The sequence below is a fragment of the Pseudomonas sp. MF5691 genome, from assembly GCF_016405645.1.
Taxonomy (GTDB): domain Bacteria; phylum Pseudomonadota; class Gammaproteobacteria; order Pseudomonadales; family Pseudomonadaceae; genus Aquipseudomonas; species Aquipseudomonas shahriarae.
The window spans coordinates 238,141-263,571 of the sequence record NZ_JAEKDC010000007.1 but is presented as its reverse complement, the minus strand read 5'-3'; the positions used below and the strand labels follow the sequence as shown (position 1 = coordinate 263,571).

Annotated in this window: 22 protein-coding genes; 13 read left to right on the top strand and 9 right to left on the bottom strand. The window is 61.1% G+C overall.

What is annotated here, in order from left to right; translation table 11 throughout:
- Positions 1-87: 87 nt before the first annotated feature.
- Positions 88-1,650, bottom strand: coding sequence for a sigma-54-dependent transcriptional regulator (locus JFT44_RS13365; protein ID WP_186626317.1), 1,563 nt, complete (start codon positions 1,648-1,650; stop codon positions 88-90).
- Between the two features lie 277 nt (positions 1,651-1,927).
- On the opposite strand from JFT44_RS13365, the gene phhA reads away from it, so the two are divergent.
- The 3 genes from phhA (at position 1,928) to JFT44_RS13350 (ending at position 4,377) form a co-directional block, all read left to right on the top strand.
- The gene (gene phhA / locus JFT44_RS13360; RefSeq protein ID WP_057444562.1) at positions 1,928-2,719 is read left to right on the top strand and encodes a phenylalanine 4-monooxygenase; all 792 of its coding nucleotides are present in this window, start codon (positions 1,928-1,930) and stop codon (positions 2,717-2,719) included.
- 105 nt (positions 2,720-2,824) lie between these two features.
- Entirely contained in the window at positions 2,825-3,181 is a 357-nt protein-coding gene (locus JFT44_RS13355; RefSeq protein ID WP_115127653.1) for a 4a-hydroxytetrahydrobiopterin dehydratase, read from the top strand.
- Positions 3,181-4,377, top strand: a complete 1,197-nt coding sequence (locus JFT44_RS13350; RefSeq protein WP_115127652.1) for an amino acid aminotransferase — start codon at positions 3,181-3,183, stop codon at positions 4,375-4,377. The genes JFT44_RS13355 and JFT44_RS13350 overlap by 1 nt, the downstream gene beginning before the upstream one ends.
- 63 nt (positions 4,378-4,440) lie before the next feature.
- On the opposite strand, the gene JFT44_RS13345 is transcribed toward JFT44_RS13350, so the two are convergent.
- Positions 4,441-5,250 (bottom strand): UDP-2,3-diacylglucosamine diphosphatase, encoded by an 810-nt coding sequence (locus JFT44_RS13345; RefSeq protein WP_057438785.1) that lies wholly within the window; start codon positions 5,248-5,250, stop codon positions 4,441-4,443.
- A gap of 134 nt (positions 5,251-5,384) precedes the next feature.
- Here JFT44_RS13345 and JFT44_RS13340 point away from each other — a divergent pair, with 134 nt between their 5' ends.
- The 3 genes from JFT44_RS13340 (at position 5,385) to JFT44_RS13330 (ending at position 7,528) form a co-directional block, all read left to right on the top strand.
- Entirely contained in the window at positions 5,385-6,143 is a 759-nt protein-coding gene (locus tag JFT44_RS13340; protein WP_198830792.1) for an AraC family transcriptional regulator, read from the top strand.
- Positions 6,144-6,236: 93 nt separating this feature from the next.
- A complete protein-coding gene (locus JFT44_RS13335; protein ID WP_057958865.1) occupies positions 6,237-7,118 on the top strand; it encodes a DMT family transporter in 882 nt (293 codons plus the stop codon).
- A gap of 128 nt (positions 7,119-7,246) precedes the next feature.
- Entirely contained in the window at positions 7,247-7,528 is a 282-nt protein-coding gene (locus tag JFT44_RS13330) for a hypothetical protein (protein WP_120732214.1), read from the top strand.
- 38 nt (positions 7,529-7,566) lie between these two features.
- Here the strand turns inward: JFT44_RS13330 and JFT44_RS13325 are convergent, their stop codons facing one another.
- Positions 7,567-7,854 carry a SelT/SelW/SelH family protein gene (locus JFT44_RS13325; protein ID WP_057438781.1) on the bottom strand — a complete coding sequence of 96 codons (288 nt, stop codon included), beginning with the start codon at positions 7,852-7,854 and terminating at the stop codon, positions 7,567-7,569.
- Between the two features lie 83 nt (positions 7,855-7,937).
- Between JFT44_RS13325 and JFT44_RS13320 the strand changes: the two genes are divergently transcribed.
- On the top strand, positions 7,938-10,127 hold the full coding sequence (locus JFT44_RS13320) for a patatin-like phospholipase family protein (RefSeq protein WP_115127649.1): 2,190 nt from the start codon (positions 7,938-7,940) through the stop codon (positions 10,125-10,127).
- A 145-nt stretch (positions 10,128-10,272) separates the two neighbouring features.
- Here JFT44_RS13320 and JFT44_RS13315 read toward each other — a convergent pair whose 3' ends face one another.
- Both JFT44_RS13315 and recQ read right to left on the bottom strand, forming a co-directional pair.
- Positions 10,273-10,707, bottom strand: a complete 435-nt coding sequence (locus JFT44_RS13315) for a MarR family transcriptional regulator (protein WP_057438780.1) — start codon at positions 10,705-10,707, stop codon at positions 10,273-10,275.
- 121 nt (positions 10,708-10,828) lie between these two features.
- The gene (gene recQ / locus JFT44_RS13310) at positions 10,829-12,958 is read right to left on the bottom strand and encodes a DNA helicase RecQ (protein ID WP_057438779.1); all 2,130 of its coding nucleotides are present in this window, start codon (positions 12,956-12,958) and stop codon (positions 10,829-10,831) included.
- Between the two features lie 274 nt (positions 12,959-13,232).
- Between recQ and JFT44_RS13305 the strand changes: the two genes are divergently transcribed.
- The 3 genes from JFT44_RS13305 to JFT44_RS13295 all read left to right on the top strand — a co-directional run bounded on the left by JFT44_RS13305 (position 13,233) and on the right by JFT44_RS13295 (position 17,805).
- Entirely contained in the window at positions 13,233-13,820 is a 588-nt protein-coding gene (locus JFT44_RS13305; protein ID WP_057438778.1) for a YecA family protein, read from the top strand.
- 20 nt (positions 13,821-13,840) lie between these two features.
- Entirely contained in the window at positions 13,841-14,227 is a 387-nt protein-coding gene (locus JFT44_RS13300; RefSeq protein ID WP_057438777.1) for a YbaN family protein, read from the top strand.
- Positions 14,228-14,334: 107 nt separating this feature from the next.
- Positions 14,335-17,805, top strand: a complete 3,471-nt coding sequence (locus tag JFT44_RS13295) for a PAS domain-containing hybrid sensor histidine kinase/response regulator (protein ID WP_115127648.1) — start codon at positions 14,335-14,337, stop codon at positions 17,803-17,805.
- 463 nt (positions 17,806-18,268) lie between these two features.
- Here the strand turns inward: JFT44_RS13295 and rmuC are convergent, their stop codons facing one another.
- Positions 18,269-19,633 carry a DNA recombination protein RmuC gene (gene rmuC, locus JFT44_RS13290; RefSeq protein ID WP_162947788.1) on the bottom strand — a complete coding sequence of 455 codons (1,365 nt, stop codon included), beginning with the start codon at positions 19,631-19,633 and terminating at the stop codon, positions 18,269-18,271.
- 175 nt (positions 19,634-19,808) lie between these two features.
- The gene (locus JFT44_RS13285; RefSeq protein ID WP_057438775.1) at positions 19,809-20,132 is read right to left on the bottom strand and encodes a sel1 repeat family protein; all 324 of its coding nucleotides are present in this window, start codon (positions 20,130-20,132) and stop codon (positions 19,809-19,811) included.
- Between the two features lie 879 nt (positions 20,133-21,011).
- Between JFT44_RS13285 and JFT44_RS13280 the strand changes: the two genes are divergently transcribed.
- From JFT44_RS13280 to JFT44_RS13270, 3 genes are all read left to right on the top strand, one after another.
- Positions 21,012-21,236 (top strand): hypothetical protein, encoded by a 225-nt coding sequence (locus tag JFT44_RS13280; RefSeq protein WP_007898912.1) that lies wholly within the window; start codon positions 21,012-21,014, stop codon positions 21,234-21,236.
- A 279-nt stretch (positions 21,237-21,515) separates the two neighbouring features.
- Positions 21,516-21,998, top strand: a complete 483-nt coding sequence (locus tag JFT44_RS13275; RefSeq protein ID WP_057958860.1) for a hypothetical protein — start codon at positions 21,516-21,518, stop codon at positions 21,996-21,998.
- A 146-nt stretch (positions 21,999-22,144) separates the two neighbouring features.
- The gene (locus JFT44_RS13270) at positions 22,145-23,419 is read left to right on the top strand and encodes an OmpP1/FadL family transporter (protein WP_198792350.1); all 1,275 of its coding nucleotides are present in this window, start codon (positions 22,145-22,147) and stop codon (positions 23,417-23,419) included.
- Between the two features lie 65 nt (positions 23,420-23,484).
- Here the strand turns inward: JFT44_RS13270 and JFT44_RS13265 are convergent, their stop codons facing one another.
- Complete coding sequence (locus tag JFT44_RS13265) at positions 23,485-24,036, bottom strand: redoxin domain-containing protein (RefSeq protein ID WP_198830791.1); 552 nt, start codon at positions 24,034-24,036, stop codon at positions 23,485-23,487.
- Positions 24,037-24,186: 150 nt separating this feature from the next.
- Positions 24,187-25,386: an MFS transporter gene (locus tag JFT44_RS13260; protein WP_162947787.1), complete on the bottom strand. Its 1,200-nt coding sequence runs from the start codon at positions 25,384-25,386 to the stop codon at positions 24,187-24,189.
- Positions 25,387-25,431: the final 45 nt, after the last annotated feature.

The window sequence follows — 25,431 nt, the reverse complement described above, 5'->3', positions numbered from 1 at the left end:
AAATGTGTATAAGAGACAAGTATTGACTGATCCACCCCCTTCGCGAGCAAGCCCGCTCCCACATTTTTATCCCGCTGTGTCAGGGGCTTATTTGTCGGCCTTGAGCACTTCGTAATCGCGCAATTTATTGGCGATAGTGGTGTGGGACACGCCCAGGCGCTTACCCAGCAAGCGACTGCTGGGATGCTCGGCATACAGGCTTTCGAGCACGGCCTTTTCAAACCGCCCGACGATCTCCTCCAAGCCACCCTCCAGGGAAAAGTCGCCAAGCGGCTGACGCACGCCGTAGTCCGGCAAGCGAATATGTTCAGCCTTGATCGTGCCGCCCTCACACAGCGACACCGCCTGGAACAGCACGTTTTCCAACTGCCGCACATTGCCCGGCCAATGGTAGTGGCTGAGGCGCTCCATGGCCGCCGGCGCCAGCTTGGGCAGCGGGCAGCCAATCAGACGGCTGGCCTGGTCGATAAAGTGCTCGACCAGTGGCGGTAAACCGTCGAGGCATTCGCGCAGCGGCGGGATATGCAACGACAACACATTGAGCCGGTGATACAAGTCCTGGCGAAACTCGCTACGGGCACACAATTCCGATAAATCCACCTGGGTCGCGCAAATCACTCGCACATCCAGGTAAACCTCTTCATCACTGCCCACGCGCCGGAAGCAGCCGTCCTGCAGAAAGCGCAGCAATTTCACCTGCAATCGCGCGCTCATTTCACCCACGCCATCCAGAAACAACGTACCGCCCGCCGTCAGTTCCAGCAGCCCCAACTTGCCCTCCGCCCGCGCCCCTTCAAACGCGCCAGGGCCGTAGCCGAACAGCTCGGTCTCGGCCATCGACTCCGGTAACCCCGCGCAATTGAGTGCCATCAACGGCGACTGCCCACGTGGGCTGGCCAGGTGACAGGCGCGCGCCAACAATTCTTTACCGGTGCCGGTTTCGCCTTCTATTAATAGGGGCGCATCGAGGGGGGCCATGCGCCGGGCTTCACGCACCACCGCCGCCATCACTTTAGAGCTCTGGAAAATGCTGTCGAAGCCTCGCAGCTCCTGCTTGCGTACATTGTAGATGCGCTCACCGACCCGGTCGGCGCGGTGCAGAGTCAGTACGGCGCCGGCCATGGCTTCGCTGTCGTCATGTTCGGAGGATTGCAGCGGGGCGATGTCGGCGAGAAACACGTCGCCCTTGACCTTGACCCGCAGGCCATTGATCCGCGACTTGCTGGCACGCACCAACTCCGGCAGGTCGAAGTCCTCGGCGTAGCGTGACAGGGGAATCCCCGGCACTTCGTCCACCCGCACCCCGAGCAACTGCGCCGCCGCGCGGTTGGCCGCGACAATCGAGCCGCCCATGTCGATGGACAGCACCGGGAATTCCAACGCCCCCAGCAAGGCGTTGAGTTCCATGTGCCGACGCTCGCTGGGCATCAGCCCTACCCGCTTGACGCCAAACACCCCGGCAATCGCCTCGAACTGCGGGCGCAGGGCCTGGAATTGCATATTCACCAGGTTCGGGCAGTACAGGTAGATGGCATTGCCATGTTCGCCGCCAACCTCGCCCTTGGCCACGTTGACCCCGTACTCCACCAGCAGGTTGAGGATGTCCCGCAGGATGCCGATGCGGTTCTGGCAATGCACTTTGATACGCATGTAAAGGCCCGGTTTGTTGTAGGAGGGCTGATCGGGCTGCGTCTTTTTGTCACCGGACGCAGATAGTCGTCAAGATTATGTGACAGCCAGCGCCCTTTTCAAACCAGCAAAACGCAATGTAGCGTGCTCGACGACACAATCGTAACGAATACTTTACAAAAGACACCGACTTTTCCTACAGGCTTCCCTTAACAGCGGGTGGAATCCACGGCCAGGCGGAGTATCAATAAGCCCATAGCAGGACATAACAAGAACGAATGCCTAGCAGGAGAGCCGTATGAAACAGACGCACTACGTGGCCCGCGAGCCCGATGCGCAAGGTTTTATCCACTACCCGCCCGAAGAACACGCGGTGTGGAACACCCTGATCACCCGTCAACTGAAAGTGATCGAGGGTCGCGCCTGCCAGGAATACCTGGACGGCATCGACAAGCTCGGCCTGCCCCATGACCGTATTCCGCAACTCGCCGAAATCAACAAAGTGCTGGCCGAAACCACCGGCTGGCAAGTGGCGCGGGTGCCGGCGCTGATCCCCTTCCAGACCTTCTTTGAATTGCTCGCCAACAAGCAGTTTCCGGTGGCGACCTTTATTCGTACCCGCGAAGAGCTGGATTACCTGCAAGAGCCGGATATTTTCCACGAGATTTTCGGCCACTGCCCACTGCTGACCAACCCCTGGTTCGCCGAATTCACCCACACCTACGGCAAGCTCGGCCTGGCGGCCACCAAGGAGCAGCGCGTGTACCTGGCGCGCCTGTACTGGATGACCATCGAGTTTGGCCTGGTGGACACCCCCCAAGGCCGGCGCATCTACGGTGGCGGTATTTTGTCGTCACCGAAAGAGACGGTGTACTGCCTGTCGGATGAGCCCGAGCATCAGGCCTTCGACCCGCTGGAAGCCATGCGCACGCCGTATCGCATCGACATCCTGCAGCCGCTGTATTTCGCCCTGCCCAACCTCAAGCGCCTGTTCGAAGTGGCGCAGGAAGACATCATGGGCATGGTCGAACGCGGCATGCAGCTGGGGTTGCATGCACCAAAGTTTCCCCCCAAGCCCAAGGCGGCTTGAACTGATGCTTTAAAGGCCAGGTGAGTCTGTTCCCTGGCCGCGCGTTGCTTTAGGGTGACGCGACTGGCAACCGAATTCCACATACTCGATTTCAGGAACACCGTTATGACCACCTTGAACCAAGCCCATTGCGAAGCCTGCCGCGCCGATGCCCCACAAGTCAGCGACGCAGAACTGCCGGCGCTGATCAAGCAGATCCCCGACTGGAACATCGAAGTGCGCGACGGCGTGATGCAACTGGAAAAAGTATTCCTGTTCAAGAACTTCAAATTCGCCCTGGCCTTTACCAACGCCATGGGCGAAATCTCCGAGGCTGAAGGTCATCACCCTGGCCTGCTGACCGAATGGGGCAAAGTCACCGTGACCTGGTGGAGCCACTCCATCAAGGGCCTGCACCGCAACGACTTCATCATGGCCGCTCGCACTGACGAAGTGGCCAAGGACGCCGAGGGCCGCAAGTAATGCATTTCGCCGCGATTGGCCGGGTGCCCGGTGATCCGATCCTGGGGCTGATGGAGTCCTATGCCAAGGACACCAACCCGCAAAAGTTCGACCTGGGCGTGGGCGTCTATAAAGATGCCCAGGGCTTGACCCCGATCCTGCAGGCGGTCAAACGCGCCGAGCAGCGCCTGGTCGACCAGCAAACCACCAAGACTTACATCGGCGGGCATGGCGACCCGACTTTCGGCCGCCTGATCAGTGAATTGGTGCTGGGCGCCGATTCCGCGCTGCTCAAGGCACAACGCGCCGGCGCCACGCAAACCCCAGGTGGCACCGGCGCCCTGCGCCTGAGCGCCGATTTTATCGCCCACTGCCTGCCAGGCCGTGGCGTGTGGCTGAGCAACCCGACGTGGCCGATCCACGAAACCATCTTCGCCAAGGCCGGGCTCAAGGTCAGCCACTACCCCTATGTGGGCAGTGACAACCGCCTCGACGTACCAGCCATGCTCGCCACCCTGGCCACGGTGCCCGAGGGCGACGTGGTGCTGCTGCACGCCTGCTGCCACAACCCCACCGGTTTCGACCTGTCCCAGGACGACTGGCGCCAGGTCCTGCAGATCGTGCGCGAGCGCCAACTGCTGCCGCTGATCGACTTCGCCTATCAGGGTTTTGGCGATGGCCTGGAACAGGACGCGTGGGCGGTGCGCTTGTTTGCCGATGAACTGCCTGAGGTGCTGATCACCAGCTCCTGCTCGAAGAATTTCGGCTTGTACAGCGACCGCGTCGGCGCGCTGATTGTGTGTGCCAACGATGCCGAGAAACTGCTGGATGTGCGCAGCCAGCTGGCGTTTATCGCGCGCAACCTGTGGTCGACACCGCCGGATCATGGCGCTGCCGTAGTCGCGACCATCCTCGGTGATAGGGAGCTCAAACAGCTGTGGAGCAGCGAAGTCGAAGGCATGCGCTCGCGTATCGCGCAATTGCGTTCAGGCCTGGTCGAAGCGCTGGCGCCCCATGGGCTGTCTGAGCGTTTTGCCCATGTCGGCGTGCAGCGCGGGATGTTTTCCTATACCGGCCTGAGCGCCGAACAGGTGAAACAGCTGCGGGAAAAACACAGCGTGTACATGGTCAGTTCCGGGCGGGCCAACGTGGCCGGGATTGATGAGACGCGCCTGGGGTTGCTTGCCGATGCCATTGCGCACGTATGTAAACCCTAAGACAAAACGCTATCCAAATGTGGGAGCAAGCCCGCTCCCACATTTTTTTGACCGAGGCGATCTTCAGCCAGCAACCATTTCGGCCTTGACCTGCGCCTCCTTGGCCTGGGCATCCGCCAACCGATACAACTCGATATGCCCATCCCAGTGCTCGATCAATGCCGTGCACGACTCCACCCAATCCCCGCAATTGAGGTAGTCCACCTCGCCCACCTTGCGAATCTCCGCATGGTGGATATGCCCGCACACCACGCCGTGCAGCTCGCGCTTGGTCACTTCATGGGCGATGGCTTCCTCGAAATCGCTGATAAAGCTCACCGCTGTCTTCACCTTATGCTTGAGGTACGCCGACAGTGACCAGTAGCCATAGCCATAACGCGCCCGCCAGTGGTTCAGCCAGCGGTTGAGGGTCAGGGTGAACTCGTAGGCCGAATCGCCAAGAAACGCCAGCCAGCGGTGGTAGCGGGTGATCACGTCGAACTGGTCGCCGTGGATCACCAGCAAATGCCGGCCATCGGCAGTCACATGCACCGCTTCGTCCACCAGTTGGATATTGCCCAGGATCAGCTTTGAATAGCGGCGCAGGAACTCGTCGTGGTTGCCGGTGACGTAGATCACCTCGGTGCCACGCTTGCTCATGGTCAGCAGGCGGCGGATCACGTTGGTGTGGGCCTGGGGCCAGTACATGCCGCTGCGCAGTTTCCAGCCGTCGATGATATCGCCCACCAGGTACACCTTGTCGGCGTGGTAGCCCTTGAGGAACTGCGACAGATGTTCGGCCTGGCAGTCCCGGGTGCCCAGGTGCACGTCGGAGATCCACAGGGTACGAACCCGTTGCTTGCGGCTGGGTTTGGCGAGCTCGGCGCTGGTCATGGGCATACCTCAGGGGTGTTTTCGCCAGCTTGCGCCCGGGCAATTAATAGCCCATGACAGTCTTGCGTCAGTCAGATGACAGCGCCCGCCGCCCGTCGGGCGGTGTAAACTGCCGGCCTGCCCGGGAGATTGCGATGAGACCGACCCTCACGCTGCGCCATTACACCCACGACCTGATTGCCCATAGCCATGACCATGCGCAACTGGTGTTCGGCCTGGCCGGCCGCCTGGATTTCGAGGTGGAAGGCATCGGCGGCGAAATTTGCCCGCAAGGGGTGATGGTCCTGCCCTTCTCCGCCCATCACGCCTGCGGCAGCCCCCAGGGCAGCCACTGCCTGGTACTGGATGTGCCCGACGAACAGTGGATGGTGCAATCCTTGGGCGAGCACGCGGATGCCAGTCGCCGCCTGCTGGATCGGCCGGCGCGGGTGAGCCTGGATAGCCGCCAGGGCCAGTTGGTCAACTGGCTGGCGAGCGGCGCACTGGATGACCCCTTGATCGCCCAACAAGGTGCGGTGCTGCTACTGGCCACGCTCAATGGCCAGCCACCCGCCCACACCGGCGCACGACGCCTGCCCTATGGCGCCTTCAATGCCCATATCGACCAGCATGCGGCCTACCCGCTGCAGGTCGCGGATCTGGCACGGCTGGCGGATATGTCCGTCGCCCGCTTGCATGCACGCTTTGTCGCCGAATGCGGGTTGACCCCCATGGACTACATCCGCAATCGTCGCCTGCACATGGCCCGTGGCTTGCTGCGCGACAGCCACCTGCCGATTGGCGAGATCGCCGCGCGGGTTGGCTATGCCTCGCAAAGTGCGTTTTCCGCCGCCGTGTTGCGCGAGTTCGGCAGCTCGCCCGGAGCCTTGCGCCGACTCGACAACCGGCGCTAGTCCTGCGATAAAACCGGCGATTCCCACGACAGACACCCAGGCGCCAGGCGCTCTAGACTGGATGCCTGCCTGCCCACTGTTTTAAGGATTGTCATGACCCCGCGCACAGCCCTCGGCGCCCTGCACATCGGTGCATTAATGTTTGGCCTCACCGGCGTCTTCGGCAAACTCGCCGCCGCCTCGCCGAGCATTATCGTGTTTGGCCGCGCCGCCTTCGCCGTGCTAGCCCTGGCATTATTCGCCCGCTTCGCCAGCAACACCCCTTGGCACAAGCTGTACAGCGCCGACCTGCGGCGCCTGCTGCTCAGCGGCTTGCTGCTGGCCGGGCACTGGGTGAGTTTCTTTATTGCAGTGAAAGTGGCCGGCGTGGCGATTGCGACGCTGGGTTTCACCACGTTCCCGGCGTTTACGGTGATCCTCGAAGGGCTGATCTTTCGCGAGCGGATCCGCGCCAATGAAATGGTGCTGGTGCTGCTGGTCAGCGTCGGCCTGGTGCTGGTCACCCCGGACTTCGACCTCGCCAGCCAGGCCACCAGCGGCCTGGTCTGGGCCGTGGTCTCGGGCCTGCTGTTCTCGCTGCTGTCATTGAACAACCGGGCCAGCGCCAGCATCCCCCCCGTGCAGGCGGCCTTGTGCCAGAACGTGGTAGTCGCCCTGTGCCTGCTGCCCGTCGCGGCACCAGGCCTCGCAGAAGTACGCGCCCTGGACTGGTTGTGGATCGGCCTGTTGGGGGTGTTCTGTACCGGCCTGGCCCACAGCTTGTTTGTCGCCAGCCTCAAGGTGCTCAAGGCGCGCACCGCTGCTGTGGTATTCGCCATGGAGCCGGTGTATGGCATCACCGTGGCCTGGCTGCTGTTCAGCGAAACCCCGACCCTGCGCATGCTGCTGGGCGGTGTGCTGATTATTGCCGCCATAGTCGTCTCAGGCTTGATGAGCCGCCCTGTCAAGGCCAGACAACCGGCGGCCGCGACCTGATCTATACTTTTTGTATCCGCAACAGTCAGCTGTCGTTCAACGGATACAGACTCCTCGACGACAGCCGTGGTCCTTGAAGTTGCTGCATGCGAGTGGTCACTCCCCTAACGCTCTGCAGGAGTTTCACCATGGACATGTTTATCACCCTGATCATTCAGATCATCAGCGGCGCGGTCGGCGGCAATATCGCCGGCCTGAGCAAGCAAGGCCTGGGCTCCGGGCTCAACACCGTGGTCGGCGGCGTCGGCGGCCTGGTGCTGGGGCAGATCGTCTCGGCCATCAGCGGCATGCCGGCGGGCGGAGCCCTGGATGTTGCGGCGGTCGGCAGCAATATCGTTGGCGGTGGTGTGGGCGGCCTGGTGCTGACGTTTGTCGTCGGCTGGATCAAGAATAAAATGGCCGCCAAGTAAAGCACCCGACACTGCCGGCCAAGCGCCGGCAGTGCCGTTTACGAGGCGCGGTCGTTGTGCCCCAGGTCTCGCTGCGGATCAATCTGGTCGCGCACCCGCTGCTTGAGCACCTTGGCCTCCGGGAACCCGCCATCGGCCTTGCGCTCCCAGATCTGTACACCGTCGCACGTGATTCGAAATGCCCCGCCGGTCGCCGGCTCCAGCGCCACCTTGCCGAGGTCATCGGCAAAGGTGCTCAACAGTTCCTGGGCCAGCCACGCAGCGCGCAGCAGCCACTGGCATTGGGTGCAATAGGTGATGACAATCTCAGGCTTGGCAGTGGACATGAAATGACAGACTCCTGCATGACGGGACAGGTGAATCGGATGGCTATAATACCGGCCTTTATCGTCCAGCCCCGAGATTGATGATGCGCCGCCTGTTGTCCTGCCTGTTGCTGTGCCTACTCCCTGTCTTTGTCCACGCCGTGGAAGCCCCGCGCCCGAAAATCGGCCTGGTGCTCTCCGGCGGCGCTGCCCGCGGCCTGGCCCACATCGGTGTGCTCAAGGCCCTGGAAGAGCAAGGCATCCACATCGACGCGATTGCCGGCACCAGCATGGGCGCGGTGATTGGCGGGCTGTACGCATCAGGCTACAAGATCGATGAACTGGAAAAGCTCGCCCTGAGCATCGACTGGCAGTTGGCGCTGTCCGATGCCCCGCCCAGGGAAGATGTGCCGTTCCGGCGCAAACAGGATGACCGGGACTTCCTGATCAAGCAGAAACTGAGTTTTCGCGATGACGGCAGCCTGGGCCTGCCCCTGGGCGTGATCCAGGGCCAGAACCTGGCGCTGCTGCTGGAGAGCATGTTCGCCCACAGCAGCAACACCCGCGACTTCGACAAGCTGCCGATTCCATTCCGCGCCGTGGCCACCGATATCACCAGCGGCGAAAAAGTGGTGTTTCGCAAGGGCCATCTGCCCCAGGTGATTCGCGCCAGCATGTCGATCCCTGCGGTGTTCGCCCCGGTGGAGCTGGACGGCCGGCTGCTGGTGGATGGCGGCATGACCGACAACATCCCCCTGGATGTGGCGCGTGAGATGGGGGTCGATATCGCCATTGTGGTGGATATCGGCACGCCCTTGCGCAGCCGCAAGCAATTGACGACGGTGGTGGATGTGCTCAACCAGTCCATCACCCTGATGACCCGCCGAAATTCCGAAGAACAACTCAAGGCCCTGCACGCAGGCGATGTACTGATCCAGCCACCATTGGCCGCGTATGGCGTGACCGATTTTGGCCGCGCCAAGGACATGATCGACGCCGGCTACCGCGCCACCCGCGCGCTGGATACCCGCCTGGCACGCCTGCGCCCAACCGGGTCCGTGGACGCCGAACTGACCGCCGCCCGCACGCCGGGCCAGCGCAACCCGACGATTACCGCGATCAAGGTGGAGAACGACTCGAAAGTCGGCGACGACGTGATCCGCTACTACATCCGCCAACCCATTGGCGAGCCCCTGAACCTGGCGCGCCTGCAATCGGATATGGGCACCCTGTACGGCCTGGATTACTTCGAACAGGTGCAATACCGCGTGGTGAAAAAAGGCCCGGACAACACTCTGGTCATCAGCGCGCGCGGCAAACGCAGCGGCACCGACTACCTGCGCCTGGGGCTCAACCTGTCCGATGACATGCGCGGCGACAGCGCCTTCAACCTCGGCGCCAGCTACCGCATCAACGGCATCAACCGCCTCGGCGCCGAATGGCTGACCCGGGTGCAGATCGGTGATCGCCAGGAGCTGTACAGCGAGTTCTACCAGCCGATGGATACCGGCTCCCGCTATTTCGTCGCCCCCTATATCAGCGCCCAGGCGCAGAACGTCGAACTGATCCTGGATAACGACCCGATCTCCGAGTACCGCCTGGAGCGCTATGGTTTTGGCTTGAACGTCGGCCGGCAGATCGGCAACAGCGGCGAAATCCGCTTCGGTGTCGGCGAGGCCTGGGGCAAGGCCGATGTGCGCATTGGCGACCGCGACCTACCAAGCGTGAGCTTCAGCGAGGGCTTCTACGAACTGAAGTACTCGTTCGATTCCCTGGATAACGTGTACTTCCCCCATACCGGCGAAGACATTGGCCTGGCCTACCGCGAATTCGAACCCGGCCTGGGCTCCGACCAGCGCTACCGGCAATGGGAGTTCAAGCTGGACAAGGCCATGAGCCACGGCCCGGACACCCTGGTATTGGGCGGTCGCTACGGGCGCACTCTGGACAATTCAGACGTGGTGATTTCCAGCTTCCTGCTGGGCGGTGCGCGGCAACTGTCAGGGTTCCGCCAGGATGCGATTTCCGGGCAGAACATCAGCCTGATGCGCGCCGTCTACTACCGCCGCCTGACCCCACGCTCATACCTGCCGCTGGACTTCCCACTGTACCTGGGCGCCTCCCTGGAACGGGGCCGGGCGTGGAACAACGACAATGAATTCGACAGTGGCTATATCAATGCCGCGAGCATCTTCCTCGGGTTTGATACACCGCTGGGGCCGTTGAATTTCAGTTATGGGTTCAATGATGACAATCAGAAGGCGGTGTATCTGAATCTTGGGCAGACGTTCTAAGAAAAACACTTAGCCGAGGTGGAGCAGGCTTGTGTGGGAGCGGGCTTGCTCGCGAAAACAGTGGTTCAGTCACCGGATATATTGGCTGACACACCTCTTTCGCGAGCAAGCCCGCCCCCACATTTTGAGCAGCGGCGTAATCGGATCAGGTCTTTTCCAGGTTCGCCAGGATATGCCCATGCACCCGCATGCACACCCGCATATCCTCCTCATCGACCCCCACAAAAAGCTCCTGGCGCAAAGCCGTGGCAATAGTCTCGATCTGATCAATCAGCGGCCTTGCCGGATCACACAACACAATGCGCTTGGCGCGCCGGTCTTCTAGCACAGCCTGGCGTTGCACCAGGCCCTGGCTTTCCAGGCTGTCGAGCAGACGCGCCAATGTGGGCCCTTCCACCCCGACGCTCTGGGCCAACTCACGCTGGGTCGGCGCTTCTTCAAAGCGGGCCAGATGCAGCAGCACCAGCCAGCGGGCCTGGGACAGCCCAAGCCCTGCCAGACGGCGATCCAACTCGGCGCGCCAGCCACGGGACATTTGCGCCAACTGCATGCCAAAACGGTGTTGATCGGTTAACGGCATAAAAAACTCATGGGTTAGACTGAAAATAAAGTGTGGCTAATTATTAGTCAGCTAAGCATGACCTATGACAGTAGGCAAGGTTTGCAATGTACTGATTCGTTACATTGTCGTAATTGACGCATCAAATCTCGAATTCCGACTGCAAAGCGGCCCGTACACAGTACAAAACACCCTCAGGCACCCGCCCGGTGAACAGCGGTGCTATATCGGAAACAGGTGGCAACTCGCCTTCACCATCGAGAAACGCATCCTGGATTTCACCCAGCAAGTCTTCCGGCAGATCAAGGGCCTGTTCCAATGACAGCTGTTGCTTGCCAATGGACTCGGCCAGCAAGGTGTAGACGTTCTTTTCCGAGCACTGCAACTGCCCGGCGATCTGGATCGGGGTCATGCCGGCGCGGGCCAGGCTGATCAGTTCGTGGCGGATATCGGCGACTTCCTTCGGCGCCTCGGCCTGGCCGCCCAGGACTTCCAGGAAGGCCTGGCCATAACGCTCCAGCTTGCGCGCACCGACGCCACTGACCCGAGCCATTTCGGCCATGGTGGTGGGCTGCTCACGCAACATTTCCAGCAAGGTGGAGTCGGGGAAGATGACGTAGGGCGGCACGCTGTGCTCTTGCGCCAGCTTGCGGCGCAAGGCACGCAGGGCTTCCCACTGCTCGCGCTCTTCGCCACGCACCAGTTGGCTGGCCTGGCTGGTGCTGCTGGATTTGGCAGTGGTCTGCGGCTTGAGGTCGCGGCGCAGCTCCAGGCTGACCTCGCCTTTGAGCAGTGGCCGGCAACTGTCGTTCAAGCGCAGGCCGCCGTAGCCTTCCAGGTCGATATCCACCAGGCCACGGGCCACCATCTGGCGGAACAGCGAGCGCCATTCGCCTTCAGCCCGCGCCTTGCCCACGCCATACACCGACAGGTGCTGGTGGCCAAAGCTGCGGATTTTTTCGTTGTCCTTGCCCAGCAGCACATCCACCAGATGGCCGACGCCATAACGCTGGCCGGTACGGAAGATCGCCGACAGGCCCTGACGTGCTGGCTCAGTGGCATCCCAGGTCTGCACACCATCCACACAGTTGTCGCAATGCCCGCAGGGCTGGGGCATGTCTTCGTCGAAATAGGCGAGCAAGGTCTGGCGACGGCAGCGGGTTTCTTCACACAGCGACAGCATGGCGTCGAGCTTGTGCTGCTCCAGGCGCTTGTGGCGCTCATCGCCCTCGGAGTTCTGCAGCATCTGCTTGAGCATCACCACATCCTGCAGGCCGTAGACCATCCAGGCATCCGCCGGCAGGCCATCACGCCCGGCCCGCCCGGTTTCCTGGTAGTACGCTTCCAGGGATTTGGGCAAGTCCATATGGGCCACGAAGCGCACGTTGGACTTGTCGATGCCCATGCCAAACGCAATGGTCGCGACCATGATCAGGCCTTCCTCGTTGAGGAAGCGCTTCTGGTGGTAGGCCCGCAGTTCGTTGGGCAGGCCAGCGTGGTAAGGCAGCGCGGGGTAGCCCTGCTCGCACAGGAACGCCGCCACTTCATCGACCTTCTTGCGCGACAGGCAGTAGACAATCCCGGCATCGCTGCGCCGCTCCGAAAGGAACGCCAGCAACTGCTTGCGCGGCTGTTCCTTGGGCACGATGCGGTAAAAAATATTCGGACGGTCGAAGCTGGAGAGAAAACGCTCGGCGTTCTGCAGGTGCAGGCGCTCGACGATCTCTTCGCGGGTGCGCTTGTCGGCCGTGGCGGTCAGGGCGATGCGCGGCACGTTGGGGAACAGTTCGGCCAGTTGCCCCAATTGCAGGTATTCACGGCGGAAATCGTGGCCCCACTGGGATACACAGTGGGCCTCGTCGATTGCGAACAGGGAGATTTCCAGGCTCTGCAGGAACGCCAGCATCCGCGGCTGGACCAGACGCTCGGGCGCCAGGTAGAGCATTTTCACTTCGCCGCGGCGGATCCGCGCCGCCAGGTCGCGCTGCTGCTCGGCGCTCAGGGTAGAGTTCAACGCGGCGGCGGCGACGCCCAGTTCTTCCAGGGTGGCCACTTGATCGTCCATCAGCGCGATCAACGGCGAGACCACCACCGCCAGCCCTTCGCGCAACAATGCCGGCACTTGGAAGCACAACGACTTACCGCCGCCGGTAGGCATCAGGACCAGGGCATCACCGCCGCTGGCCACGCGCTCAATGATCGCACCCTGGCGGCCACGAAAGCTGTCGTAGCCGAAGATGTCCTTGAGGACGCGTTGAGCCTGTTCAAGCATGAAAAACTCCAAATTCCACCGAAATCCCTCTGTACAGGCTGGCTGAAAAAGCACGCCTGGCCGGAAAATAATCCGTAAGCGAACTTTTCCCGCAACCGCATCCGGCCTGCAGGGGCATCACAAAACGCGGCAGTATACCCGAGCACTCCCCGGCAAAGGGCGCCGCTGACGAATAGCGGCCCATCTGAAAACCTTGCAAATATGCCGTGCGGCTGGCCTGCACGCTCAAGAAAGCCTAGAATTCAGCATCGTATATTCCCAAGGTAGTCTTTCAATGTCCTTCGCTGAGCAACTAAACCGCCTGCAAGCCTTCCTCGATGCCGATGAGCTGCATGACGAGGCGCTGGACTACGTGGCCGCCCATGGCTACCTGACTGCGCTGTCGATCTGCTCCGAACCGGTTCCTGATCGTGAATGGATCGACGCCCTGTTCGCCGAAGAGCCACACTACAAGGATGAGGCCCAGCGCAGCGAGATCGAAGAAACCCTGATCCAGCTCAAGGCCCACATCTCCCGCCAACTGGCCTCCGATGAAGAGTTCGAGCTGCCCTGCGAGCTCGACCTCGGCGAAGAGCCGGACGACTCCGACCTGCGCGGCTGGTGCATTGGTTTCATGGAAGGTGTGTTCCTGCGTGAAGCCGCCTGGTTCGAAACCGCCGAGGAAGAAGTCAGCGAAATGCTGCTGCCGATCATGGTCGGTTCCGGCCTGTTCGACGACCAGCCTGAGTTCGCCGACATCGCCAGCGATGCCAACCTGATGGACGACATGATCGTACAGATCCCGGAAGCACTGACCGCCCTGTACCTGCTGTGCAACGCCCCCGACGAAAAACCGGCGATCCTCAAGCCTCGCCATCACTGAGTCCCCCGCCCGTGGCGCCCATGGGCAACCGCTCCCCGATTGTGCGCTACGTGCTGCTGGCCATTGGCTGGTTGAGCGTAGTGCTCGGGGTGATCGGAATCTTCCTGCCGGTCTTGCCGACCACCCCCTTCCTGCTATTGGCTGCCGGCTGCTTTGCCCGTAGTTCACCGCGCTTCTACGACTGGCTGGTCAACCATCCGCGCCTGGGCCCTTGGATTCGGGATTACCTCGATGGCAACGGCATCCCACTCAAGGGCAAAGTCTATGCAATCGGCCTGATGTGGCTGAGCATTGGCATCTCTTGCTACCTGGTGCCATTGCCCTGGGCACGCGGGTTCATGCTGACCAGCGCGGTGCTGGTGACGATCTACATCCTGCGCCAGAAGACCCTGCCGCCACGATCGTAGGAACTGCCCCCTACCCGACCTTCGTCGGCACTGACTAACCCCGGCCATCATGCGAGACTGTCGTCCCGGGCCTGGAATGCCTGGGCGTTTTTATGTCCGGAGTATTCATGACGCTGTCCAGCGGGCTGATCGCCGCCGTTGCCCTGGCCTATATGGCCATTATGTTTGCCATCGCCTTCTACGGTGACCGCCGCCGTGCGCCCCTGCCGCCGCGGGTGCGTGCGTGGGTGTATAGCCTGTCGCTGGCGGTGTACTGCACCAGTTGGACCTTCTTCGGCGCTGTAGGTCAGGCCGCCGAACAGTTGTGGGCATTTTTACCGATCTACCTGGGCCCCGTCCTGCTGTTGGTACTGGCGCCCTGGGTCCTGCAAAAGATGATTCTGATCAGCAAGCAGGAAAACATCACCTCCATCGCCGACTTTATCGCCGCGCGCTATGGCAAATCCCAGTCCCTGGCCGTGGTCGTGGCGCTGATCTGCCTGGTGGGCGTGCTGCCTTATATTGCCCTGCAACTCAAAGGCATCGTGCTGGGGGTCAACCTGCTGATTGGCGCCGGCGCCGATGCCACCGGCACGCGGGCCCAGGACACCGCCCTGATCGTGTCCCTGGTGCTGGCGCTGTTCACCATCGTGTTCGGCACGCGCAACCTCGACGCCACGGAGCACCACCGTGGCATGGTGCTGGCGATTGCCTTCGAGTCTCTGGTCAAGCTGTTCGCGTTTCTCGCCGTGGGTGCGTTTGTGACCTACGGCCTGTACGACGGTTTCAACGATCTGTTCAGCCAGGCGATGCTTGCGCCGAGATTGGAGGAGTACTGGAAAGAGACCGTCAACTGGCCCTCGATGGTGGTGCAGACCGGCGTGGCGATGATGGCGATCATCTGTCTACCCCGCCAGTTCCACGTCACTGTCGTGGAGAACATCGAGCCCCAGGACCTGCGCCTGGCCAAGTGGGTGTTCCCGGCGTATCTGGTGCTGGCCGCACTGTTTGTAGTGCCGATTGCCCTGGGCGGCAAGATGCTGCTGCCCAGCTCGGTACTGCCGGACTCCTACGTGATCAGCCTGCCTCTGGCCGAAGCCCATCCGGCCCTGGCACTGCTGGCGTTTATCGGCGGTGCTTCGGCGGCGACCGGCATGGTCATTGTGGCCAGTGTGGCGCTGTCGACCATGGTCTCCAACGATATGTTGCTGCCGTGGCTGCTGCGCCGGACCAACGCCGAGCGCCCGTTCGAAGTCTTCCGTCACTGGATGCTCTCGGTACGCCGGGTCAGTATCGTGATCATTCTGCTGCTGGCCTATGTCAGCTACCGCCTGCTCGGCTCCACCGCCAGCCTGGCGACCATCGGGCAGATTGCGTTTGCCGCCGTGACCCAGCTGGCACCGGCGATGCTCGGCGCGCTGTACTGGAAGCAAGCCAACCGGCGCGGCGTGTTTGCCGGCCTGGCGGCGGGCACTTTCCTGTGGTTCTACACCCTGGTGTTGCCAATTGCCGCCCATAGCCTGGGCTGGTCGCTGAATATCTTCCCGGGCCTGGCCTGGCTGCATGGCAACCCACTGGGGCTGCCGATCACCCCACTGACCCAGGGCGTGGTGCTGTCTTTGGCGGGTAACTTCACCCTGTTCGCCTGGGTCTCGGTGCTGTCGCGCACACGGGTCTCGGAGCATTGGCAGGCCGGGCGGTTCATCGGCCAGGAAACCAGCCAGCGCGCCAGCGCCCGCTCCATGCTCTCGGTGCAGATCAATGACCTGTTGAGCCTGGCCGCGCGTTTTGTCGGCGAAGAACGGGCGCAACAGAGCTTCATCCGCTTCGCCTACCGCCAAGGCAAGGGCTTTAACCCCAACCAGAATGCCGACAACGACTGGATCGCCCACACTGAACGGCTGCTGGCTGGCGTACTGGGTGCATCATCGACGCGGGCGGTGGTGAAAGCAGCGATTGAAGGCCGCGAAATGCAGCTGGAGGACGTAGTCCGTATCGCTGACGAAGCCTCCGAAGTGCTGCAGTTCAACCGGGCGCTGTTGCAGGGCGCGATCGAGAACATCACCCAGGGCATCAGCGTGGTGGATCAGTCCCTAAAGCTGGTGGCCTGGAACCGTCGTTACCTGGAGCTGTTCAACTACCCCGAGGGCCTGATCAGCGTCGGCCGGCCGATTGCCGACATTATTCGCTACAACGCCGAGCGCGGGCTATGCGGCCCGGGCGAGGCCGAAGTCCACGTGGCACGGCGCCTGCACTGGATGCGCCAGGGCCGGGCCCATACTTCGGAACGGCTGTTTCCCAATGGCCGGGTGATCGAGCTGATCGGCAACCCGATGCCGGGTGGCGGGTTCGTCATGAGTTTTACTGACATTACTGCCTTCCGCGAGGCCGAGCAGGCCCTGACCGAGGCCAACGAGGGCCTGGAGCAGCGGGTCACCGAGCGTACCCATGAACTGTCGCAACTGAACGTGGCCCTGACCGATGCCAAAGGTGTGGCCGAGTCGGCCAACCAGTCGAAAACCCGCTTCCTCGCCGCGGTCAGTCATGACCTGATGCAACCGCTGAACGCTGCGCGACTTTTCTCGGCCGCCCTCTCCCACCAGAGCGAAGGTTTGTCCGGAGAAGCCCGGCAACTGGTGCAGCACCTGGACAGTTCGTTGCGCTCGGCCGAAGACCTGATCAGCGACTTGCTGGATATCTCCCGCCTGGAAAACGGCAAGATCAACCCTCAGCGTCAGCCATTTGCCTTGAGTGAACTGTTCGACGCCCTGGGCGCGGAGTTCAAGGTGCTGGCCCAGGAGCAAGGCTTGCGTTTCCGCCTGCGCGGCAGTCGCTTGCGCGTCGACAGTGATATCAAACTGCTGCGGCGGATCCTGCAGAATTTCCTGACCAACGCCTTCCGCTATGCCCACGGCCCGGTGCTGCTGGGTGTACGACGGCGGCGTGGCGAACTGCGCCTGGAAGTGTGGGACCGTGGCCCGGGCATTCCGCTGGATAAACAGAAAGTCATCTTCGAAGAGTTCAAGCGCCTGGACAGCCACCAGACCCGTGCCGAGAAGGGCCTGGGCCTTGGCCTGGCCATTGCTGACGGCCTGTGCCGAGTGCTCGGCCACCGCTTGCGCGTGCGCTCATGGCCAGGCAAAGGCAGCGTGTTCAGCGTCAGCGTGCCGCTGGCCAAGGCGCAGACCAGCGTGCAGGTACAAGCCACACCGGAAAAGGGCCTGCCGTTGAGCGGCGCCCAGGTGCTGTGCGTGGACAACGAGGACAGCATCCTGATTGGCATGCGCAGCCTGTTGAGCCGCTGGGGCTGCCAGGTCTGGACCGCACGCGACCAGGCGCAATGCGCCGTGTTGCTGGCAGAAGGCATGCGCCCGCAATTGGCCCTGGTGGATTACCACCTGGACCACGGCGAGACGGGTACCGAATTGATGGGTTGGCTGCGCGCACAACTGGCGGAACCGATTCCGGGGGTGGTGATCAGCGCCGATGGCCGGCCGGAAATGGTGGCCGAGGTGCATGCGGCGGGGTTGGATTACCTGGCCAAACCGGTGAAACCGGCGGCGTTGCGGGCGCTGCTGAATCGGCATTTGCCGTTGTAACGTGTGGGAGTTGGTTTGCCTGCGATGGTCAACGGTATCTACACGACTCTTTCGTGGTTCTTGGGGTTGTGTACAGATCCATTGCTACGGTCACGGCGGCTATTGGTTCCGCCCTTACGGCGGGTCACTTTTGGAAAAGAGCCCGGAGTGCCGGCCCAGCCAAAAGTAACCAAAAGGGCTCCTGCCCCACCACTCGGCACCTCGCCTAGGCTCGGTGTGCCCGTCATCCGACATTGATTTGGGGGGCCGCCGCGATGGGCCATCCATGGCCCAGCGCGGCTAACCCGGCGTCCTGCCGGGTTACCCCCCAAATCAATATCGGATGACGGCCAGCGTGGTTTAACGGGGCGCCTGAGATCAAAATCACAAGCAAAGCGAGGCGGCCTTAGAGCCGACCTGATCATTGAAGCGTGCGCGTCCTCCGGCTCCCACAAAAGCCCACTCCCGCATTTCGGTTCTGCGTCTAGTCAGGTAGCTGGGCGACGCCATCTTCGTCGGTCATCGCTTTTTCCAACAGATCCGCAGGCAGACCTTTACTGGCGCGCGCGCCGAGCAGCTTCAATTGTTCCACCCGGCTGACCAGATTGCCGCGACCATCTGTGAGCTTGTTGCGCGCTGCACTGTAAGCCTTATCCAGCTGTTGTAGGCGATTACCCACTTCATCCAGGTCCTGGATAAACAATACGAACTTGTCGTACAGCCAGCCGGCGCGTTCGGCAATTTCCCGGGCGTTCTGGCTTTGCCGCTCCTGCTTCCACAGGCTGTCGATCACCCGCAGGGTCGCCAGCAAGGTGGTAGGGCTGACGATTACGATATGGCGGTCGAAGGCTTCCTGGAACAGGTTCGGCTCGGCCTGCAACGCAGCCGAAAACGCGGCCTCGATGGGCACGAACAACAACACGAAATCCAGGCTGTGCAAGCCTTCAAGACGCTTGTAGTCCTTGCCGGCCAAGCCTTTGACATGATTGCGCAGTGACAGCACGTGCTGCTTGAGGGCGGCTTGGCCGATCACCTCGTCATCGGCCGCCACGTACTGCTGATACGCAGTGAGGCTGACCTTGGAGTCCACCACTACCTGCCTGTCGCCCGGCAACATGATCAGCACGTCCGGCTGGAAACGCTCGCCATCGGGGCCCTTGAGGCTGACCTGGGTCTGGTACTCGCGGCCCTTCTCCAGGCCGGCATGTTCCAGCACCCGCTCCAGAATCAACTCACCCCAGTTGCCTTGGGTCTTCTGCCCCTTGAGGGCGCGGGTGAGGTTGGTGGCTTCGTCCGACAGGCGCAGGTTCAATTGCTGTAGGCGCTCCAGCTCCTTGCCCAGGGAAAATCGCTCCCGCGCCTCGTTCTGATAGCTTTCTTCCACGCGCTTTTCGAACGACTGGATGCGCTCCTTCAGCGGGTCAAGCAATTGCCCGAGGCGTTGCTGGCTGGTTTCGGCAAATCGCTGCTCGCGCTCGTCGAAGATCTTCCCGGCCAACTCGGCGAACTGCGCGCGCAGCTCATCCCGCGAGCCTTGCAGGTCGTTAAGGCGTTGTTGATGGCTGTCCTGCTGCTCGCGCAGTTCGGCACGCAGGGAGGCCGACAAGGCGTCCAGGCGGCGCAGCTCGCCTTCCTTGGCGGAGCGCTCGAGGTTCCAGGCGTGGGCCGCATCGCGGGCGTTGTCGCGATCGATCTGCAGCAGCTCGACTTCCCGGCGTACCGCCGCCAGGTCGGCCTGTTTGGCCGCATTGGCCTGGCTCAGGTCGCTGATCTCGTCACGGCTGGCGTCCAGTTGTGCGGCCAGCCCTTCCTGGGCCATCTGCGCGGTAGCCAGGCGCTCCTCCAACAGCTCCCAACCGGCGCTGCGAGCGTTCAGGCGACGCTGGATCTGCCAGCACAGGACCATCAGAGGCAACGCCGCAGCGGCGAGGCCCAGTGCCACACTGGTCCAGTCAAAAGCCATAGCCATTCCTGCCATTACGGTAAAAGAGGAAGGTTAACCAAGCAGGCGCTTCGTGGACAGCTCAGTCTTTGATCTGACCCAGTTCACGCTGGGCGCCAGGGTCGCCGGCACGGGCGGCCTGGCGCAGCAGGTCGTGGCCGATGCGGCGGTCCCGGGCATTGCCGCACTCACGGCACATCAACAGGCCCAGGCGACTCTGCGCCACGACCACCCCTTCACGGGCGGGCTGCTTGAGCAAACGCCCGGCGAAGTGCTTGATATTGGGGTTATCGCCAATGCGCGGGTTATCCAGCAGCCACAGCGCGACTTTCAAAGAAAAACGCTTGGGCGGGGTAACACTCGGAGGGTTGTCGGTAACAGCGGGTGATACTGAGCGAAACTTCATAAAGCACTGTAGGGCAGAACGGAAGGCGCGCCACTCTACTCCTTTTTTCGTACGGGTAAAGCTGAAAAAACCCGGCACGCCCGTTCTAGAGCAAGCGCTTGGGACAATCCACAGAAGCTGTGGATAACTCAGTGGACAACCGTGCTTTAACTCGCGCAAAGGCCCATGGAACGGGGGCCGCGCTTAAACTGACGATTTTTTCACCAATAAAAAAAAGCCAGATTTTTCATTGACTTAAATTTTCGATGCAGGCATTCGTGGGCTAATCCGACCACACGCCTTCCTGGTGACACACTGCGCAACCAATGTGCACAACTACCTGCCTAGTGGTTATATCGCCGCCGCTTTGTGGCCCAAAACGTTACAGGGGTGACACACAAGCGTGGGCTGTACCAGGGGCCCAAGTAAGGTATTTTTGCTAACACACTTGCTTTACCGGTTTCAAGCCATTACTATCCGCAGCGTTAGTACCAAGCTGAAAGTCAATTCTGGTCGAATAAATCCCCGCGACGTAGCTTCCCTAAAGAGAAGTTTTGTCAATCTTGATGGGATCGACCACCTCGATGGTTTCCAGGTATCACTTGCGACGACACTGCCTTTGAACAATGCAAAGGGTGTCGCGAAGTTTCCATACTCTGACCGAACCAACCTGCAAATTGATCAGGATCTTCACCCTGGGCCCAGAACCTTTGCCCCTGTTGTGTTGCCTGCCCTCCTAAGTACCTACCTGCCAGCCCAAGCGCGCCAAATTATTCAGCGCTTCAAACTGGCTGCTTTGTTCCAGTCGGGTTCTTCGCATGATCAATGGTGATCAGCGTCACTGGAACGTTTTAACGTTGCACGGTTCTTATCCGTGTCATTTGTAGGAACACCAATAATATGTCCACTCAAATCCATACTCAGGATGCCATTCGCACCCTCACCAATGCTTTTGCTCCAATGAACTGCCTGATCATGGCCGCTCGCAAAGGCTGCTTCAGCTTCACCCTGGTCAACGAACACGGCATCGCTCGTCACAGCGAACGCCTGTACCCCGATCAATACTCCAGCGCAGAGCCGCTGCAGGCCGTGATCGAGCGTACCCGTCAGGCCCTGGTTGCCTGATTGACCCGACGCTGAACATCGAAAACCCTGCCCGCAAAGCAGGGTTTTTTATTGCCTGGAATTCGGTTTTTTGTCGGTTGGCTTTAGGTCAAACAGATATAACGCTTATAACCACCCACCGAAAATATTTTAAAAACAGACCTTTACGTCGTGAATCTGACACTACACTTCAACTCAGGCGGCATGATCCGCCTCCGGCGAGCCTGAGATCCGATCCACCGCTGCCAAGCCCCCTCTTCTCAGGCATCGCCGACCATTTTCAAGGGTTCCGAGGGTTCTATGGGCATTGCCGCCAGCGAATTGTGTCGTTATGTGATCCGACCCACGCTGATTTACCTGGGTCGCCACAGCCAAACCGCAGAATCCCTGCTGCTGGGGGTTGCCGCCAGCCAATCGGAACTGGGCTCGGCCCTGCATGACCGGCGCGGCCACGGCCTGTACCGCATTACCGAATCGCGCCACAGGGCCTTATGGGACAGCTACCTGGCCCTCGACCCGGAACGTGCCAGCCTGGTGCGCGGCCTCGCCAGCCAGCATGCCTTCCTCAGCGGGCCGCAGCTGGAACTGACGGTCAACCTGCGCTACGCCACCGCCATCGCCTGGTTGCTGGTGGAACAACATCGCCCCGAACTGCCCCAACCCGACGATCTGCTGGCAATGGCGCGTATCTGGAAAGAAATATTTCACCCTCAGGGTCGGCTGCGGGATTACACCCAGGCCTGGCAAACCTGTGTAAACCCAATGAATCAGGTCGCGTGCTGATCGGGCGCTTTGCAAGATTCGGCAAAAAGCGGCAATTTTGGTCGGATTGTCCTACAAAACCGCTCTATCTCCGGCATTACAGCCTATAGCGCTAAGTTAATTTTATTGATACTTTCCGCAGCGGTGATCACCCCGGAGTTCTAATAATGAAAAAAGTAATGCTCAAGACCACACTTAGCCTCGCCGTTGCCATGGCCTCCTCCCAACTGTTCGCAAGCGGCTTTGCCCTCAACGAACAAAGCGTCAGCGGGATGGGTACCGGGTTCGCGGGCCGTTCTTCTTCTGCCGATGATGCAAGCACTGTTTTTGGCAACCCTGCCGGTATGGCTCGCCTTGAAGGCCAGCAAGTCACGGGCGGTGTTGCGGCAATTGATGCTTCCACTGATATCAAAGATGTCAGCGGTCGCTCCAGCGGCACCAACAAAGGCGACATGGTCCCCTTCACGGCGGTACCGTTCGGCTTCTACACCAACAAACTCAGTGACCAGTGGGCAGTCGGCTTCGGTGTGTATGCACCGTTCGGCCTGATTACCGACTACGAGAGCAAATATCAGGGCCGTGGCTTTGGCAGCAAAAGTGAAGTTCAAGTCATCACTTTCCAGCCAACCGTCAGCTATGCCTTCAACGACAGGGTTTCCGTCGGTTTTGGTCCAACCTTCAACCGCATTGCCGGCACCCTGGAATCAGAACTGACACTGAACCCTGCTGCGCCTGACACCCGGATCAAGATCAAGGGCGACGATACTGCCATTGGCTTCAACGCCGGCGTGCTGGTCCAGGCAACCGATAGCACCCGCGTTGGCCTGACCTACCACTCGAAGGTCAAGTACAAGCTTGAAGGCCACACCGAAGTGAACGCCCCGGCCATCACCTCCGGCGCCCTGGCGACCGGTCGTTATGACGCCTCGCTGAAAATCGACACCCCTGAATCCTGGGATCTATCGGTTACCCAGGACATGAACGACGCCTGGAAGCTGTATGCCGGTGCCACCTGGACGCGCTGGAGCCGTCTGAAGGACATCACCGTCAACAACAAAGGCGTGACCACCGCCGGCGGCGGCTTCGCCCCAACGCTGGTAGGTACCATCAAGGAAGAACAGAACTGGCACGACACCTGGGCTTATGCCGTGGGTACCTCTTACCAGTTGACCAAGCAGGTTGTGCTGCGTACCGGCTTGACCTTCGACCAGTCGCCAACCAACAGCACTGATCGTTCGCCACGTATCCCTACCGGCGACCGGACCATCTTCAGCGTTGGCCTGGGCTACGCCGTCATGGATAACATGACCATCGACCTGGCCTACTCCTACCTCAAGGAAGAAGAAGTCAGCGTCAACCGCTCCAACCAGTTGGCCAGCTACAACGCCAAGTACAAAAACAGCGCCAACGGTTTCGGCCTGGGCATGACATACAAGTTCTGATCCAACGCTGCATAAAAAAGCCCCGCTCTCCTGCAAAGGAGGCGGGGCTTTTTAGTGGCTGATAATCAGGGTTTGGAAGCCAGTGCCTGCTCCACGGCCTTGATCAGATCCGGGCTATCCGGTTTGGTCAGGCTGGAGAAGCTGGCGATCACCTTGCCCTGGCGATCCACCACGTACTTGTAGAAATTCCATTTCGGCGCGTTGCTCTGCTCGGCCAGGACCTTGAACAGATGCGCCGCATCGGGGCCCCTGACCTTCTGTGGCTCGGTCATGGTGAACGTCACGCCGTAGTTCACATAGCAGACCTTGGCCGTCTCCTCGCCTGTCTCGGCTTCTTGCTTGAAGTCATCGGAGGGCACACCAATCACTTCCAGGCCGTCACCTTTGTAGCGCTGATACAACGCCTCCAGTCCCTTGAACTGCGGGGCGAACCCACAAAAACTGGCGGTATTGACGATCACCAGGGGCTTGCCGGCAAAGCGCTGGCACAGGTCGATGGACTCCTTGGCGCGCAATTTGGGCAACTGGCCCTCAAGCAACGTTGGGCAATCGGCGGCCATGGCGACACCACCAAGGCCCATCATCAGGGCGGGTACTGCAAGCCAACGCATTAACATGTCGGGTGTCCTTGGACAAAGTCAGGCAAACAACTTAACAGATCGACATACCCAGTTGCATCAACGCCAGCCCGCTGCGCTGCCAGCCCCACCAGGCCAGCAGCAACAGCGTCAGCAGGCCGGCTGCGCCAACCCAATACCCGATCGAGTTCATGCTACCCCCATCTGCGCTTGCAACCTGGCCACAGGCCGCTCACGCACGGGCCAATTAAGGGCGGCCGCGACCAGGCTCAAGACGATCGCCACCTGCCAGATCAAGTCGTAGTTACCGGTTCGATCATAGACCACGCCCCCCAGCCAGCCGCCGAGGAACGAGCCCAACTGATGGAACAGGAACACGATCCCACCCAGCATCGACAGGTTTCTTACACCAAACAAGGTCGCCACCGTACCGTTGGTCAGCGGCACGGTCGACAGCCATAAAAAGCCCATGGCCATGCCGAACAGGTAGGCACTCATTTGCGTCACCGGCGCCCACAGGAACAACACGATCACCACCGCCCGCAGCAGGTACAGCGCGGTGAGCAAACGCGGTTTGGACATCCGCCCGCCGAGCCAGCCCGCCGTGTAGGTGCCGAAGATATTGAACAGGCCGATCAGCGCCAACACCGTGGTGCCGACGGTCGCCGGCAGGTGCTGATCCACCAGGTAGGCCGGCAAGTGCACGCCGATAAACACCACTTGGAATCCGCAGACAAAAAAACCAAAGGCCAACAACCAGAAACCCGAATGGGAACAGGCTTCATGCAGCGCCTCGCGCAGGGTTTGCTGGCCAGCCATGACCGGCAGCGGGCGGTCCTTGATCATCGTCACCAGCGGCACGATCAGCGCCACCAGCAGACCCAGCACCAACAAGGCGGCGGACCAGCCCAGCCAACCGATCAGGCCGAGGGTGCCCGGCAACATGGCGAACTGGCCAAAGGAACCGGCGGCGCTGGCAATGCCCATGGCCATGCTGCGCTTTTCCGGGGCCACGGCACGTCCGACCACGCCGAGGATCACCGAGAATGAGGTGCCGGAAAGGCCGATACCGATCAACAAGCCGGCACTCAAGGACAGCGACCATGCCGAATCGGACAAGCCCATGAACACCAGGCCCAGGGCATACAGCACGCCACCGATCATCACCACTTTGGCCGCGCCAAAGCGGTCGGCCAGGGCTCCGGTAAACGGCTGCGCCAGGCCCCAGATCAGGTTTTGCAAGGCGATGGCAAAGGCAAAGGTTTCACGACCCCAGCCGAACTCGGCGCTCATGGGCGCCAGAAACAAACCAAAGCCATGCCGCACGCCCAGGGAAAGGGCCAGGATCAGCGCACTCCCGACAAGAATCCAACCACTGGTACGCCACATCGAGGTCATTATTATTCTCCGCTACGGGTATATACCCGCTTGTAT